The organism is Cohnella hashimotonis (genome assembly GCF_030014955.1).
Lineage (GTDB): Bacteria > Bacillota > Bacilli > Paenibacillales > Paenibacillaceae > Cohnella > Cohnella hashimotonis.
Map to the genome: position 1 here is coordinate 119,658 of NZ_JAGRPV010000001.1, position 15,532 is coordinate 135,189.

At 58.9% G+C, this 15,532-nt stretch carries 13 protein-coding genes and 3 tRNA genes; 15 read left to right on the top strand and 1 reads right to left on the bottom strand.

Annotated features, from left to right (window positions below):
* The first annotated feature begins 25 nt into the window (after nt 1-25).
* The 9 genes from KB449_RS00615 (at nt 26) to KB449_RS00655 (ending at nt 8,039) form a co-directional block, all read left to right on the top strand.
* A complete protein-coding gene (locus KB449_RS00615) occupies nt 26-487 on the top strand; it encodes an Ig-like domain-containing protein (RefSeq protein ID WP_282906502.1) in 462 nt (153 codons plus the stop codon).
* A gap of 41 nt (nt 488-528) precedes the next feature.
* Complete coding sequence (locus KB449_RS00620) at nt 529-1,434, top strand: carbohydrate ABC transporter permease (protein WP_282906503.1); 906 nt, start codon at nt 529-531, stop codon at nt 1,432-1,434.
* A 19-nt stretch (nt 1,435-1,453) separates the two neighbouring features.
* Nucleotides 1,454-2,281 carry a carbohydrate ABC transporter permease gene (locus KB449_RS00625; protein WP_277538267.1) on the top strand — a complete coding sequence of 276 codons (828 nt, stop codon included), beginning with the start codon at nt 1,454-1,456 and terminating at the stop codon, nt 2,279-2,281.
* Between the two features lie 950 nt (nt 2,282-3,231).
* Nucleotides 3,232-4,950 carry an ABC transporter ATP-binding protein gene (locus KB449_RS00630; protein WP_282912703.1) on the top strand — a complete coding sequence of 573 codons (1,719 nt, stop codon included), beginning with the start codon at nt 3,232-3,234 and terminating at the stop codon, nt 4,948-4,950.
* Nucleotides 4,947-6,782: an ABC transporter ATP-binding protein gene (locus KB449_RS00635; protein WP_282906504.1), complete on the top strand. Its 1,836-nt coding sequence runs from the start codon at nt 4,947-4,949 to the stop codon at nt 6,780-6,782. The genes KB449_RS00630 and KB449_RS00635 overlap by 4 nt, the downstream gene beginning before the upstream one ends.
* Before the next feature lie 24 nt (nt 6,783-6,806).
* Entirely contained in the window at nt 6,807-7,562 is a 756-nt protein-coding gene (locus KB449_RS00640) for a class I SAM-dependent methyltransferase (RefSeq protein ID WP_282906505.1), read from the top strand.
* A 227-nt stretch (nt 7,563-7,789) separates the two neighbouring features.
* A tRNA-Gly gene (locus KB449_RS00645) sits at nt 7,790-7,864 on the top strand.
* Nucleotides 7,865-7,870: 6 nt separating this feature from the next.
* Nucleotides 7,871-7,947 (top strand) — tRNA-Arg (locus KB449_RS00650).
* A 15-nt stretch (nt 7,948-7,962) separates the two neighbouring features.
* A tRNA-Pro gene (locus tag KB449_RS00655) sits at nt 7,963-8,039 on the top strand.
* 169 nt (nt 8,040-8,208) lie between these two features.
* On the opposite strand, the gene KB449_RS00660 is transcribed toward KB449_RS00655, so the two are convergent.
* A complete protein-coding gene (locus KB449_RS00660; RefSeq protein WP_282906506.1) occupies nt 8,209-9,591 on the bottom strand; it encodes an extracellular solute-binding protein in 1,383 nt (460 codons plus the stop codon).
* Between the two features lie 269 nt (nt 9,592-9,860).
* Here KB449_RS00660 and KB449_RS00665 point away from each other — a divergent pair, with 269 nt between their 5' ends.
* The 6 genes from KB449_RS00665 (at nt 9,861) to KB449_RS00690 (ending at nt 15,506) form a co-directional block, all read left to right on the top strand.
* Nucleotides 9,861-11,237, top strand: a complete 1,377-nt coding sequence (locus tag KB449_RS00665; protein ID WP_282906507.1) for an ABC transporter substrate-binding protein — start codon at nt 9,861-9,863, stop codon at nt 11,235-11,237.
* 97 nt (nt 11,238-11,334) lie between these two features.
* Nucleotides 11,335-12,204: a carbohydrate ABC transporter permease gene (locus tag KB449_RS00670; protein WP_282906508.1), complete on the top strand. Its 870-nt coding sequence runs from the start codon at nt 11,335-11,337 to the stop codon at nt 12,202-12,204.
* A 41-nt stretch (nt 12,205-12,245) separates the two neighbouring features.
* Nucleotides 12,246-13,073, top strand: coding sequence for a carbohydrate ABC transporter permease (locus KB449_RS00675; RefSeq protein WP_282906509.1), 828 nt, complete (start codon nt 12,246-12,248; stop codon nt 13,071-13,073).
* Between the two features lie 30 nt (nt 13,074-13,103).
* On the top strand, nt 13,104-13,949 hold the full coding sequence (locus KB449_RS00680; RefSeq protein WP_282906510.1) for an isochorismatase family protein: 846 nt from the start codon (nt 13,104-13,106) through the stop codon (nt 13,947-13,949).
* Nucleotides 13,942-14,685, top strand: coding sequence for an amidohydrolase family protein (locus KB449_RS00685; RefSeq protein ID WP_282906511.1), 744 nt, complete (start codon nt 13,942-13,944; stop codon nt 14,683-14,685). The genes KB449_RS00680 and KB449_RS00685 overlap by 8 nt, the downstream gene beginning before the upstream one ends.
* Nucleotides 14,682-15,506 carry an amidohydrolase family protein gene (locus KB449_RS00690; protein WP_282906512.1) on the top strand — a complete coding sequence of 275 codons (825 nt, stop codon included), beginning with the start codon at nt 14,682-14,684 and terminating at the stop codon, nt 15,504-15,506. The genes KB449_RS00685 and KB449_RS00690 overlap by 4 nt, the downstream gene beginning before the upstream one ends.
* Nucleotides 15,507-15,532: the final 26 nt, after the last annotated feature.

Genomic DNA, 15,532 nt, shown 5'->3' on the forward strand with positions numbered 1-15,532 from the left:
CGGCCGGCGTGGAATGGAGAGCGGCATGAAAAGAAAATGGACGATCGCGACGGTCGTGCTGGCCATCGGCGCCCTGCTTGCGGGCTACGATGCCTATCGCGCTACGCAGTACCGCATCGCGCTGCTCGCGATGGACCCGCAGCAGGCGCCGGCGGACGGCCAATCGCCCGTCGCGCTGCGCTTCAAGGTTACGGATGCGAGCGGGCGGCCGGCGAAGGGACATTCGCTCTACGCGCTGCCGAGGGGCGGCGGCATTCTGTCCGCCAGCCGCGTCGTGACCAACGAAGCGGGCGAGGCGTCGTACACCTACTATCCGTACAAAGCTTCCGATTTGCAGCCGGCCAAAGACGTGCAGATCAAGGTCATCGACGAGTCGAACTCGGTCTTCATCGAGATCAACGCCAAGACGACCGTGACCGTGCCGCTCGTACAGCCGGAACGGTCGGCCAAGAGCAATCACAGCCTGGACGACATTTTCGGCGAGTGACCGATAAGCGTCGAGCTAGGCAGGAAAGGAATGACACAAGGATGGCAACCGGTCCTACGCTCTGGGCGAAAATCTGGAGCAGCCGCAAGGCGTATCTGTTTTTGTCCCCGCTGTTTCTGGGGCTGCTTCTGTTCTGCTATTATCCGCCGGTCAGCGGCATTTACCACTCCTTTTTCGACTGGGACAGCGTGGGCAAGGCCGTCTTCATCGGCCTGGACAATTACAGGGAACTGTTCAGGGACCAAGTGTTCCTCGATTCGATCCCGACGGCGTTTCTCATCCTCGTGCCGCGCCTGATCATCGGCATCGTCGTGCCGCTGATCGCGGCCGAGATGATTTTTAACGTGAGACAGAAAAAACTGCAGTCGGCGTACCGGGTGCTCGTGCTGCTGCCGATCGTGGCGCCGGGCGTCGTCGGGCTGCTGATCTGGAAAAACATATACGATCCGACGAACGGCCTGCTCGTCTCGCTGCTGCGCGGAACGGGGCTGATCGCGCCGGACCGGGTGATCGACTGGCTGGGCAGCGCCGATCTGATCATACCGAGCATCATCTTCATGGGCTTCCCCTGGATCGGGGGGACGAGCGTGCTGATCTACATGGCCGGCTTGATGAACATCTCAAGCGAGGTGATCGAGTCCTCGGAACTGGACGGCGCAGGGCTGCTGCGGCGCATCTGGCATATCGATCTGCCGCATTTGATGGGCCAGGTCCGCTTCTTTCTGATCTTCGGCATCATCGGCGGCTTGCAGGACTTCGGCATTCAGATCGTCCTCACGTCGGGCGGTCCGGGCTACAGCACTTACGTCCCCGCATACTACATGTACATCGAGGCCTTTACCGCCGGCCGGATGGGCTACGCGACGACGATCGGCACGGTCATGTTCGCAGCGATCTTCCTCCTGAGCCTGGTCGCGTACCGGGGCATGAAGACGGAGACGAATTAATGGAACGGGGAGAAGAGGCATGACTCAATACAGACGGCTGCCGCAATGGTTCCTGAACGCCGCGCTCGTCGCGCTGCTCGCCATGCTGCTGTATCCGCTCGGGTTCACGCTGTGGGGCGCGTTCAAGTCGGACGTGGCGTTCACCGCGACCCGGTGGTATCCGACGCTGCCGCTTCGCGTCGGCAACGTGTCCAGCGCGTTCGGCAGCATCTGGCGCTATTTGCTCAACACGGTGTTCGTAGCGGGCGTGGGTACGGCGGGCATGCTGCTGATTGCATCGCTGTCGGCTTTTACGTTTGCGCGTATGAAGTTTTTCGGCAAGGAATGGCTGTATATGCTCGTCCTGGCCCTCATGATGATACCGGGGGCGCTTACGCTCGTGCCGGGCTACATGCTCTACAAGACGTTTGGCCTGCTCAACTCCTACTGGGCGCTCATTCTGCCGCTCGTCACGGGCGGTCCGATCTTCGGTATTTTCCTGCTGCGATCGTTCTTCGAGAGCATCCCGAAGGACTACTTCGAGGCGGCTCAGATGGATGGCGCGCACGACTTCAAGCTGTACTACCGAATCGCGCTGCCGCTCTGCATTCCGATTATGGGAACGCTCGCGATCATGCAGATCGTCGGCGCCTGGAACGAATATCTGTGGCCGATGATCACGATCGCCGACCACGAGAAGCTTACGATCGCGGCAGGCCTGCTCATCAGCTTCACCGGACAGTACTCGTCCAACATGCCGGTGACGTTCGGCGGCTATCTGGTCGCGTCGGTGCCGCTCATCCTGCTGTTCACGTTTACGAATCGCTATTACGTGCAAGGGCTGCTGTCGACAGCGATCAAGCTGTAGGGGCGGGCAAGGTTAAACTTTCAAGCGGTTGGTGTTCGAGCTGTTGACGTTCGAGTGATTAACGTTCAAGTGGTTAATGTTCACGCAGTAAATGTGTCAGGCAGTGAACGTTCACACAGTTAACGTTCACGCAGTTAATGTGTCACGAAGTTAACGTGTCATGCGCTTAACGTTCGAGTGGCTAGCGAGCGAATTTAGCGCCATCAAGTCCGACGCCCTCAGGGGCTGCGGGCTTTTTTTGATGCGCAAGAAAGAACGAAAGGACGGGCCTTTTCCAATAAAATTGGACTCGCTCTCTACCAAATCGAATTGGAAGGCGGCAAATCGTGGACGGGCCAAGTGCGCGTTCGGTCCAGCGGCGTTTTTGGAAAGACTGGCGGGGCGAAAAGCCTGCATTTGCGCATGTATTTTCTGCCGGCCCGCGACACTTGATGAAATACCTGCAAATGTGCAGGTAAATTCAAGGCACTAGCCGGACATCCGGCCAGGGGAGGGAAATAACTGCATTTTTGCATCTTTTACGTCCAAAAGGGTCGAAATCGCAAAAAAGGATGCATATTTGCAGGCTTTGCCACGAAGGAAGGACGAGGGCCGGATGGAGCCAAACTATCGGAACGGTAGTCGGATGAGTCGCCGTTGGGCGTTTTGCGTGCACGGTAGTCGGATGAGCCGCAGTTAGGCGTGTTGCGCGAACGGTAGTCGGATGAGCCGCAGTTAGGCGTGTTGCGCGAACGGCAGTCGGATGAGCATCGTTGGGCGGTTTGCGCTCACGGCAGTCGGATGAGCCGACGTTACGCGATTTGCGCGAATCGGGATTCCTCTTCTTGGCATGCGGGTCTGCCCTGGTCGCCGCATGGCGTGTATAATAGACGGCATGCGGTTCAAGGAGGGTGAGTCAGGCAGTGAGCAATAAAATATCCGGCGATAAGCCGGGCGGAAAATACCGCGCGATGCTGCGCGGCTATTTGCTGCCCGAATGGCGGGCGCTGATCGGGCTCGGCGCGCTGCTGCTGTCGTCTATCGCCTTGCAGCTCGTCAATCCGCAAATCATCCGATACTTCATCGATACGGCACAGGGGCACGGCAGCCTGACGCCGCTCTATTACGCAGGCGCGCTGTTCATCGGCTTTTCCCTTCTGCAGCAAGGCGTGTCCGTCGCGGCGTCTTACTTTAGCGAAAATCTCGGCTGGAAGACGACCAACAAGCTGCGCGTCGATCTGGCCGCGCATTGCCTGTCGCTGGACATGTCGTTTCACAAGAAGCATACGTCGGGCTCGCTGATCGAACGCGTGGACGGCGACGTCAACGCGCTCGCGCAATTTTTCTCCAGCTTTATGATCAATCTCGCAGGCAACGGACTGCTTACGCTGGGCATCCTCATCCTGCTGTTTCGCGAGAACTTCTGGATCGGCATCGTGATGGCTGTCTTCGTCGGCGGCAGCATCTGGGCGATCCAGCGCATCCGGGCGTTCGCGGTGCCCGTCTGGACGCGGTGGCGGCAGGCCAACGCCGAATATTACGGCTTTATCGGCGAGCAGCTCGAGGGAACCGAAGATACGCGCGCCAACGGCGCCGTAGGCTTCGCGATGAGCCGCTTTTACGACATGACCCGCAGGATGCTGCCCATGCGCGTGCGGGCATTCTTGGGCTACTTTCTCATGTGGAGCACGACGATTCTCGTATTTGCGCTCGGCAACGCGGCGGCTTTTGTCGTCTGCGCGATATTGTGGAAGCGGGGCGAGCTGACCATCGGGTCGGCGTATCTCGTCTTCTACTATACGGAGCTGCTGGCCAAGCCGATCGAGAAGATTCGGACCCAGCTCGAGGATCTGCAAAAAGCCGATGCCAGCCTCGTTCGGATCGGCGAGCTGCTCGCGACGCAATCTGCGGTCCAGGACGGCCCCGGCGCATCGCTGCCGAGCGGACCGGCTGCCGTGGAGCTGAGCGGAGTCACCTTCGCCTACGAAGAAGACGGCGAGCCTACTCTCCACGACGTGAACCTGAAGCTCGAGCGCGGCCGCACGTTGGGCTTGCTGGGTCGTACGGGCAGCGGCAAGACGACGATCGCGCGCCTGCTGCTCCGCTTCTACGATCCGCAGCAGGGCGCCGTAACGCTGTCCGGTACGGATCTGCGCGCATTCAAGCTCGGCGAGCTGCGCGGGTACGTCGCGATGGTGACGCAAAACATCGAAATACTAGCGGGCACGGTCAGGGACAATCTGACGCTGTTCGACGGGCGCATCCCCGATAGCCGCATTATGGACGTGCTGTCCGAGCTCGGACTGGACGGCTGGTTCGCGGGCATGCCGGACGGACTGGATACGTACTTGTCGTCCGGCGGCGCGGGTTTGTCTGCCGGCGAAGGACAACTGCTTGCTTTTGCGCGCGTGTTCCTTACCGACCCTAAGCTGGTCATCCTGGACGAGGCTTCGTCGCGGCTGGATCCGCTGACGGAGAGCCGGATCGAAGCGGCCGTAGACCGGCTGCTGCAAAACCGGACCTGCATCATCATCGCGCACCGGCTGGCGACGATCCAGCGGGCGGACGATATCGCGATCCTGGAGCAGGGGCGGGTCGTCGAATACGGCAGGCGCGCGTCGCTGGCCGGCAATCCGGATTCCCGCTTCAGCCGGATGCTGGCCGTCGGCATGGAGGAGGTGCTCGTATGAAGACAAGCGGATTTTTCTGGCGAATGCTCGGGTACCGGCCCGGCTTGTACCTGCTGAACCTGCTGGCATGGACGCTCATCCACATGGCGCCGCTGCTGCCGGGTCTGCTGACCAAAGCCTTTTTCGATCATCTGGAAGGCACGCATCCGTTCCCCTTCGGCGCCGGCGCGATCGCCGCGCTTCTTGTGGCCGCGGCGCTGGCGCGGATTGCGCTGATTTATTGCGGATTCCTGACGGACGTCGCGTTCCGCTACCGCATCTCCAGCCTGCTGAGACGCAATTTGCTCGCGCATGTCCTGCGGGCGCCCGGCGCGCGCGCGATTCCCGGTTCCCCCGGCGAAGCGATCAGCAACTTCAGGGACGACGTCGAGCAGGCCGAAGAGGCGACGAGCTGGTCGGTCGACACGCTCGGTCTCGTCGGATTCGTGGTCGCGGCCAGCTGGATACTGCTCTCGATCGACGCGCAGTTGACCGTACTCGTCTTCGTGCCTCTCATTCTCGTCGTCACGGCGGCTCAGATCGCCACGACCCGCATCCGCAAGTACCGGGCGGCGAGCCGGGAATCTACGGCCCAGGTGACGGGCGCGATCAGCGAGATGTTCGGCAGCGTGCTGGCCATCCAGGTAGCCGGCGCGGAGAAGCGGGTCGTCGACCGGTTCGCGAAGCTGGGCGAGAGCAGACGGCAGTCGATGATCAAAGACAAGCTGCTGACGGAGACGCTGTCGTCCGTGTTCAACAACTCCGTGAACCTCGGCACCGGCATCATTTTGCTGCTCGCGGGCATCAAGATGAGGGGCGGCGAATTTACGATCGGCGACTTCTCGCTGTTCGTCTATTATTTGACCTTCGTGACCCAACTGATCTCCAACGTCGGCAACTTCATGACCTATTACAAGCAGATGGACGTCAGCTTCGGCCGGCTCAAGGAGATGCTGCGCGGCGCGTCGCCTGCGCTGCTCGTAAGAAAGGCGTATATCGGTCTCGGCAAAAAGGAAGGGCGGAGAGGCGCGCACGACGAGAATGGACGGAAGGAAGGCGCGGCGCAGCACGAGGAGGAAGAGGCGCTTGCGCCGGTCGTGCAGGCGGCGCCGCTGCGCGAGCTCGCAGCGTCCGGCCTGACCTACCGGTATCCGGAGACGGGAAGGGGCATCGAGGACATCGATCTGACTCTGCCCCGCGGCTCCTTTACCGTGATCACCGGCATGGTCGGCTCGGGCAAGACGACGCTGCTGCGCGCGCTGCTCGGGCTGCTGCCGGCGGAGCGCGGCACGATCCGGTGGAACGGCGAGCCCGTCGCGCAGCCCGCCGACTTCTTCGTGCCGCCGCAGAGCGCCTATACCGCGCAGATTCCCAGGCTGTACAGCGCCACCCTGCGGGACAACATCCTGCTGGGTGCGGCTTCGACGCCGGAAGAGCTTGCGGGCGCGCTGCATGCCGCCGTGCTCGAGGAGGATATCGCGGGACTCCGGGAAGGACTGGAGACGATGGTCGGACCGCGGGGCGTGAAGCTGTCCGGCGGCCAGGCGCAGCGCACCGCGGCGGCGCGCATGCTCGCGCGGGACGCGCAGCTGTACGTCTTCGACGACTTGTCCTCCGCGCTCGACGTGGACACCGAGAGGCGGCTATGGGAGCGCCTGTTCAAGGCGAAGGGCAGCGCGACGTGCCTTGTCGTCTCCCACCGCAAGGCGGCCTTGGCGCGAGCCGACCGGATCGTGCTGCTGAGCGACGGCCGAATCGAGGCCCAGGGTACGGCGGCGGAGCTGCTCGCCTCGAGCGAGAGCTTCCGCAAGCTATGGCAAGGGGAGAGCGCGGAGGAAATCGGGGAAAAGTAAAATAAGCGAGGAGGCAGATAGGGAATGGAGAACAAAGAGCGTTTTACAGATCGCGTGGAGACGTACGTGAAGTACAGGCCAAGTTACCCGGAAGCCGCTATCGATTACTTGTACGGGGAGGCCGGCCTCCGGCGCGATTCGCAAGTTGCGGACATCGGCGCGGGCACCGGAATATTCTCGCGGCTGCTGTTGGAGCGGGGGACGCCCGTCACGGCCATCGAGCCTAACCGCGCGATGCGCGAAGAAGCGGAGCGGGCGCTGCAGGGCTATCAGGGCTTTAAGGCGGTGAACGGCGCGGCGGAGCAGACGGGGCTGCCGGACGCTTCGGCGGACTTTATCGTTTCCGCCCAGGCGTTCCACTGGTTCGATCAGGCCGCGGCGAAGCGGGAGTTCCATCGGCTGCTGCGTCCCAAAGGGAAGGCGGCGCTCATCTGGAACACGCGGCTCACGAGCGGCTCGCCGTTTCTGGAGGCGTACGAGGCGCTGCTGCTGCGTCTGGGCACCGACTATGCGACGGTGAACCATCGCAATATTACGCAGGAGCAGCTCGCGGCCTTCTTCGAGCCGGGCACGAAGCGCGAAGCGCGGTTTCCCAACCGCCAGCTGTTCGACTTCGACGGCTTGAGCGGGCGGCTGCGTTCTTCCTCGTATACCCCCGTACCCGGTGACCCGAACTATGAGCCGATGATGCGCGACCTGCGCGACATCTTCGATCGTTATCAGCAGGATGGATACGTTTCTTTTGATTATGAGACGGAGATTTACTCGGGCTCGGTATAGCGCGCTGCGGGATAAAACACTGCGGGACGCGTCGGGGGCATATCCCGGCTCGTCCGGCGGTTCGTCCGGGGAAAGACGCTTTCCGTCTCCTCGTTGTCGAAAAGCATTTTCACATTTTTAAATTTTCGCTTGCATTTTTCCGGAGGATTTGCTAATAATAGAAATTGCTTTTGGAAAAAAGCTAAAGAAGACGGCCCAGCATATTGCCACCGGACTGATCGCCATGCGCGGAAATAGCTCAGTGGTAGAGCATCTCGTTGCCAACGAGAAGGTCGCGGGTTCGAATCCCGTTTTCCGCTCCATGATATGCGCCCTTAGCTCAGCTGGATAGAGCGTCAGACTACGAATCTGAAGGCCGGGAGTTCGAATCTCTCAGGGCGCGCCACTTTTTTCATACTGTCGGGACGTAGCTCAGCTTGGTAGAGCACCTGGTTTGGGACCAGGGGGTCGCATGTTCGAATCGTGTCGTCCCGACCACTTGATTGCCCGAATGTCCTTCAATATAAAATCGCCTGAAAGCTTACTTCGGTAAGCTTTTTTAATTTCAATTTCATGCCCGACGCCATGCGCTCGAGTGAAGAAACAACGCTGTGGGGCCAAAGAGCCTCGGCAGCGTTGTTTTATATATCGGCCCCTCATCTAATTGTCAGGAATTAGAATGTTCCAGACACAGATTTGCGAACTTCTCCACAATAACGTCAGGTGAATCGAGTCCGAGCCAGAACATGCTCATATTTTCCTCCAACGTATTCCATACCCGATCCTCAAACAACTCGTTGATAAAATAATTGTTGTCCATTCTGTCAGGCGACAAGTTCAACAGCCGCAAGTAGGCTTCCGGTTTAGCGTTGCGGTTAATCGGCTCTTTGACCGAAAGAAACAACGTGTTTTCGGTTAATGCACGCTGCGTTTCGTCAGCCAGCGCGGTACGGACGAATGCGCCGGCAAGCTGCGCGTTCTCGCTGGAGGCCGGAATCATGAAGGCATTCGCCAGCAACAATGTGGAAGCATCGTTGTCGAACGGCAATGGAATGACGCGCGGCATGAAGTCGATATCGACATTTTGCCAATTAGCCATTTCCAGCATGGTCGTAAGGACCATGGCGGATTTGCCGTGGATGAAAGGGGTGCGCGGCCAGACCATCTCCGGGAAGGTGGTGGCGATCCGTTTGCGGAAGAACAAATCCCGGATAACGGACAAAGACTGCAGCAGCACCTCTGTTTGCCGGTCGATATTGCCGGGCGCGAACCCGTTCATCAAGGCGAAAGCCAGCCAACGGTTGATCACAGGATGCATGGAAAACCCGTATTGCGTCGTAATCCCGTCCTGAACGACGGTCAGCTTGGCGGCCGCGGAGACAAAGTCGTCGAAGTTCCACTGCTTTTCCGGGATCGGAATGCCGTGACGTTTGAACAGCTCTGGATTGCAAGCGAAAAAGGCCGACGAAAAAGTGAACGGGGCGGCCATGATCCGATCCCCGGCAGCGAAATGTTTCATGATTTTCGGATAGACGGTGTCGATCTGTCCGGTAAGAAAAGGCGACAAATCGACGAAATCCGCAAGGTTGCTCATCTTCGAGAACTGCATGTCCGGCACCAGGATGAGATCCGCGATCAGCCCCATCTCGCTGCCGGAACGGAACGATTCCCAGAACTTGTCGACCGGCAAGCCATGCACTTTCACTTCGACATCCGGATATTGACGTTCGAACGCTTCGACGAAGACGGGCAAGCCGTGATCGAGAAAAAAGGCCGGCGAAGGGGTCAGAATTCGCAAGGTTCGCCGTTTGTCTCCGGCAATGACGAGATCCTCCGGCACCAGGGTGCCCAGGCCGGCACGTTTCTCGATCAGCCCATCGGCGAGAAGCAGCGAAAGGGCGTGGCGTACGGACTTGCGGCTGATGCCGTAGCGGCTGCTTAATTCATTCTCGGGAAGCAGAAATTCGCCGGGCTTGATGATGCCGGTGCCGATCTGCTCTTTCAGCGTCTTGTATAGTTTGGTGTACAGAAATTCGCTTTCTCTTTTCATAGGGCCCCTCTTCTCGTCGAATTAAAGACGCGTTATCGTGCGGGCGCCGAAAAAACGCATTGACAGGCTGTCTTTTGCTCTCTAGTATAAAGGGTACAGGTTCGATACATGTTACCTGTTTAGCGCTCCTGTATTATAACACTTTTCGAGGGTCAATGAAAGGAAAAAACCGGAAAACAAAGGGGATGAGGCTGTTTTATTACTTTTTGAGCAAACCTTAGGTATTTATTGATCCAAATTCCAACTTTTATCGGGGAGGGCCTAAAAAAATGCGCAAGTTTTCATTGATTTGGACTGCCGCTCTAACCATTGCCCTGACGTTGAGCGCCTGCGGCAACGGAAGCAAGGGCGCAAACGGATCGTCATCTCCCGACAATGCCGCGACAAGCGCCGCTAGCGGTAATCAAAGCGCCGCCAAAGTGCCGATCAAACTCTGGGTTTATCCGATGATGAACGGCATTAACGGCGACGGAACCGGCAACCCGGACGACTGGGCGAAGGAATATGCCCGTCAATTCCAAGCGCAGTATCCGAACGCCGACATTTCGGTGGAGCTGCTCGATTGGGCGGGCGGTACGGAAAAAATCGACGTTGCCGTGGCTGCAGGGTCGCCGCCGGATCTCGTCTACACGATCAACAATTTCGGCGGCGTGACGAAGTACGGCAAACTAGGCGTGCTGGAGCCGATCGACGACTATTTGGAGCAAAGCGACTGGGACGATTACTCGGACGCCGTTAAAGGCGCCCTTCAATATAAAAACAAAACATACATGTGGCCTTGGCTGAAGATGGTGTCGGCCGTGGCAGTCAACATGGACCTGTTCAAAGAACGCAACGCGACGGCGCTGCTGCCGCTGGATCGCGAACTGCGGGACTGGACGTTCGACGAGTTTCTCAAGGCCGCCCAAGCCACGACTTTCAGCCGCAACGGCGGAAGCAATCCTGATGTTTACGGAACGGTCGTGTGGGGGAAGGACGCGCCATTCTATATGTATTTGAACGGATTGACCAATGGCGGCAACATCGTGAATTCGACGTTCGAAAAAGCGACCATTACGGACAAGCCGTTTGAAGAGGGGCTTCAGTTCACGATCGACCTCGCGAACAAGCACAAGGTGGCGCCTCCGGGAGGCGCGGGAATCAGCGCCATGAACGCCAAGGAGATGTTCTTGAACCAGCAGATCGCCATGATGCCCGACGCTCCGTTCCTGCTCGAGGAAGCCAAAAGCGCGCCCAAGCCTTTCGAAATCGCGTTTGTGGCTCCGCCGCACGGAGCGAACCAGCCGACCGCGGCCTGGAACAACGTCGGAGGCTTCATCGTTTTTAAGCAGCAAAACGAAGAGAAGAAAAAATTGGTCATGGAATTCGCCCGGTTCATTACGAACAGCGAAAACTCCAAAATCGTCAAGCAGATCGGCACGTTCCCGGCCCGCAATTCTTCGGGCAACCTGTACAGCGACGACCCGGTCATGACGTATTTCGACAAGCTGTCCAATTACGGCAATTCGGTATTTTCGCGCTCGTTCGGTCTGGTCGATGTCGGCGATTGGGAGAAGGAAATCCAGGCTATGCTGATCGGCGGCAAGAAGGTCGGCGATTCGCTGGCGACGCTGGACGGCATTTTGCAGAAAAAAATGCAAGAGTAGACGAATTAAAAGGATAAGCGGAGAAGTTCTCCCGGTTGCCGAATGGAGGAAACCGGGAGAACGGACGCTTAAGACGACCGGTTTGGGGTGAAATGCGATGTACCGACTGCGGAAAGCGCTTCCGGGTTACCTGTTTCTATTGCCGTCTTGTGCGTTGTTCGCCGTGTTTATGTTTACGCCCATTTTCCGGGGACTTCAGCTCAGCTTCCAGCAATGGACGGTCTCCGGCTATGAATGGGTCGGCTTTAGCAATTACGAAACGGTGTTCAGCGACGCATTTTTTTGGAAATCGCTAGGGATTACCGGTATTTTTACGGTCATTACCGTAGCGGCCGGTTTGATGTTGTCGCTGGCCGCAGCCTTTGCGATCGACCCGTTCAAGGAAAAGACGCAAAATGTGTTCAAGGCGGCATTCTACTTGCCAAGCGTGGCACCGATTGTCATCGTATCGATCATCTGGCTGTGGCTGTATCATCCGTCCTTCGGCTTGCTGAATTATTTGCTGGATTTGGCCGGATTGAAGCCGGTGTTGTGGCTGGGTGACCCGCAAGTGGCGCTGTTCTCGATTATCCTGATGACGGTAGCGGTGTCGCAAGGGCCGAACATTCTGATTTTGGTCACGTCTCTCGGCGGCATTCCGAAAGATTATCAGGAAGCGGCCCGGATGGATGGCGCCAGCCTGTGGCAAGAAATCGTTCACATCAAGCTGCCCATGCTGAAGCCGACGATGACTTATCTGGTCGTCGTCAACACTGTAGGGTCGTTTCAAGTATTCGCACCGGTCTATATGCTGACTTCCGGAGGGCCCAATCGGGCCACGACGACGATCGGCTTTCTGATTTACGAGAACGCGTTTAAAAAATTCGACTTTGGCATCGCTTCGGCCCAAGCCATCGTGCTGCTCGCCATCGTGATGATTGTCGCCATTTTTCAATTCCGCACGATGGCAGGCGATTTGGAGTATTAGGGACCGATTCGAAAACGCGGACGAGAAGGGGAGGGGATGGGATGGCCATCCGGCGAATCGACGGATTGCGATTAATCGGTTTCATCGTGCTAAGCTTGGCCGCGGTCACGCTGCTGTTCCCGTTCTATTGGATGGCGCTGCAGTCTTTCAAGCCTCCGACGTCGGCGATCCAAACGCCGCCCGATCTGTCGTGGGGCGGGCTTACGATCGCCAACTTCAAGAAGCTGACGGCGGACAACTTCATCTGGATCTGGACCTCCAATAGCCTGATTGTGGCTGCCGGCGGTATGTTTGGCAATGTCATCCTGTGCTCGATGGCCGGCTATTCGTTTGCCAAGAAGGACTTTCCCGGCAAGCGGATTTTGTTTTGGGCGATTGTCAGCATTATGATGACCTCCACGCAAGTCATCATGGTGCCGCTGTTTATGCAAATGCGCGATATGCATCTGCTCAATACGTACTGGGCGCTGCTGCTTCCGATTTTGGTTTCCCCGTTCGCGGTGTTTCTGACCAAGCAGTTCATGCATACGATTCCCGGCGAGCTGATCGCCGCGGCGAAGATAGACGGCTGCTCGGAGTGGCGCATTTTTTGGAACATCATCGTTCCGATTTCCATGCCGGTATTGGCCATGGTAGGGATCTTCGGGTTCGTCACGCAGTGGAATGACTTTCTCTGGCCGTTGCTGGCGACGGAATCCCGGAATATGCGGACGCTGCAGGTCGGATTGGCCTCTATGCAACTGCAGAACGTCGATTACGGTCTCGTGCTGGCGGGCGCGACCTGGACGATGGCTCCGATCGCCGCGCTGTTCATCGCCTTTCAGCGGTTTTTCGTCAAGGGAATTACGATTGGAGCCGTCAAAGGTTAAGCTTCGAGAACGGCCCGGAGGTGCGGAATTGTGACGATTACAAAAGTAAAGACAGGTTACTACAAGCAATACGACGCTGATTTTGAACGCCCGGTTCCCGGCGAAGGCTACGGGGGCTGGTACAAGGAAGAACTGGAGCTGGATCTCTCCCGTACGGCAGTCGTCGTTCTGCATGCCTGGGACTTTGGCACGCGCGAACAATTTCCCGGCTGGCATCGGGCGGTCGAATACATTCCGCGGGCCGAGGCGATCTGCCGCAAGGAACTTCCCTTGCTGCTCGACGCTTGTCGACGGAACGGCATGACCGTGTTCCATGTGGTTGAGCCGATCGGGGATTATTACAAAACGTATCCGGGCTACCGGCGCGCGGTACGCTTGGCCGGCGAGACGTCCCCCGAGTGGGAGCAGATTTCGGAGAACGAGACCTATAACCGTCTGCAAGCGTTCCGCCGGGCGAACGCTTTTCCCGGCAGCCATAATTTTTCCGACATAGACGCCGGCTTTGCCAGATTGGATATTCCGGAGCCGGTCCGGCCGGTCGGCGAGGAGGGGGTGGCGGCGACATCGGAGCAGTTGTTCGCGCTGTGCCGCGAACACGGCATTCATCACCTGGTCTACACGGGGTTTGCGCTCAACGCCTGCATCTTGCTCAATCCGGGCGGGATGGCGGATATGCGGCGGCACGGATTAATCTGCTCCGTCATTCCGGAAGCGACGACCGCCGTCGAGAACAAGGAGACGGCCGGTCGGGAGGATGCCAAAGCTTTGACTTTATGGCAAGTCGCTCTATTCTTCGGGTTCGTATTCGGACTGGACGACTGGCTGGCTGCGCTCTCGGGTCAAGACCGGGGCGCGGCGGGTCAAATCGATGATTGACGCGCACATTCACCTGCACGGTTCCGACATTCATCCCGACATGCTGGAGGAAGGGGATCGGCTCGGGATCAAGCTATTCGTCGGCAGCTCTTTGCTGAATCTGAATCCTTTTCCGACCGAAGACGAGGTGGTTAAAGCCAACGACGACATGGTTGCGGCGATGCAGAAGCACCCCGGCCGCTTGGCTGGCTACTGTTACGCAAACCCTCGCCACGGGGCGGCCGCTCTTCGCGATTACCGCAAGCGGGTGGAAGAGCAGGGCATGATCGGACTCAAGCTGTGGATTTCTGTCCTGTGCAACGATCCGCTTGTTTATCCCTTGATCGAGCAATCGATCGAATACCGGGCGCCGGTGCTGATCCATGCCTGGCGCAAATCGTCGGGACAATTGCCGTACGAATCTACGGCCGCGCATGTGGCCGAGCTGGCCCGCCGCTATCCGGAGGCACGCCTCATTATGGCGCATTTGGGCGGGCAGGCCGAATCGGCTGTCAACGCGGTCGCGCCTTACGGTAACGTGTACACGGATACTTCCGGAACGCCGATCGGAGCCGGCGAAGTCGCGCTGGCGGTGGAGCGGCTCGGGGCGGAGCGCGTCCTGTTCGGCTCGGATTTGCCTTACGCTTGTCTGGCGAGCAACCTCGGTAAAGTGCTGGGTGCGCGCTTGCCGGAGCGGGAGTTCCAATTGGTGATGGAAGGGAATATGGCCAGACTGCTGGCGGAGGTGCGAAAATGAACGGTTTCCTGGATCGGTTCAGTCGTGCGGGCGCGGTCGATTTGCTGGCGTTCCTGGGGCAATGGCCCGATCGCCCCGCGCTGTCCGCCGACAACGCGCAATTGTCGGCCATGGCGGACCGGCACGGGCTGCGCGCGGTATGCGTCAGTCATCTGGCATCGGTGACCGGTCACGATACGCGGAGCGGAAATGAGCTGTTGTTCCATGCGATACGAGGCGACGAACGGCTGTGGCCGTTCCCGGTGCTCAATCCGACCGAGCCCGCTTGGGAGAAAGAACTCGAATGGGCCGTGGCGGGCGGGGCGCGGGGCATTCGCCTCGTCCCGGGATATCACGGCTACGGCTTGCGGGACGCCGGAGTCGGGGAATTGGCAGCGGCGGTGCGAGAGCGGAAGCTTCCGCTGCAGGTCGTCGCGCGTATGCAGGATGAGCGGCTGCAGCATCGGCTGCTGGACGTACCCGCCGTCGAGCCGCACGAACTGGCGGAGCTGATGCTGGCGCTCGACGGGCATCCCCTGCTGATCAGCGGACTGCGGGACGGCGAGCGGGAAACGGCGATGCGGCTGGCCGGCCGCGGGGGAATTCTTCCTCATGTGCTGTTCGATCTATGGTTCTGCAACGGACCGTTGGCTGTGATCGCTTCTCTATGCCGGGCCGGCCTGGCCGGCGTGTACGGCTACAGTTCCTGCACACCTTTGCAAACGGCTGAGGCGACCGCGCTTCAACTGGCCGCCGGTGCGATCGGCGACGACGAGTTGCACGACTTGTGCGCCGGCAACGCTCTGCGATTGCTCGGCCCTGCGGCTATTCGGTCGAATTAACCTGGAAGATCGGAAAAACAATTGAT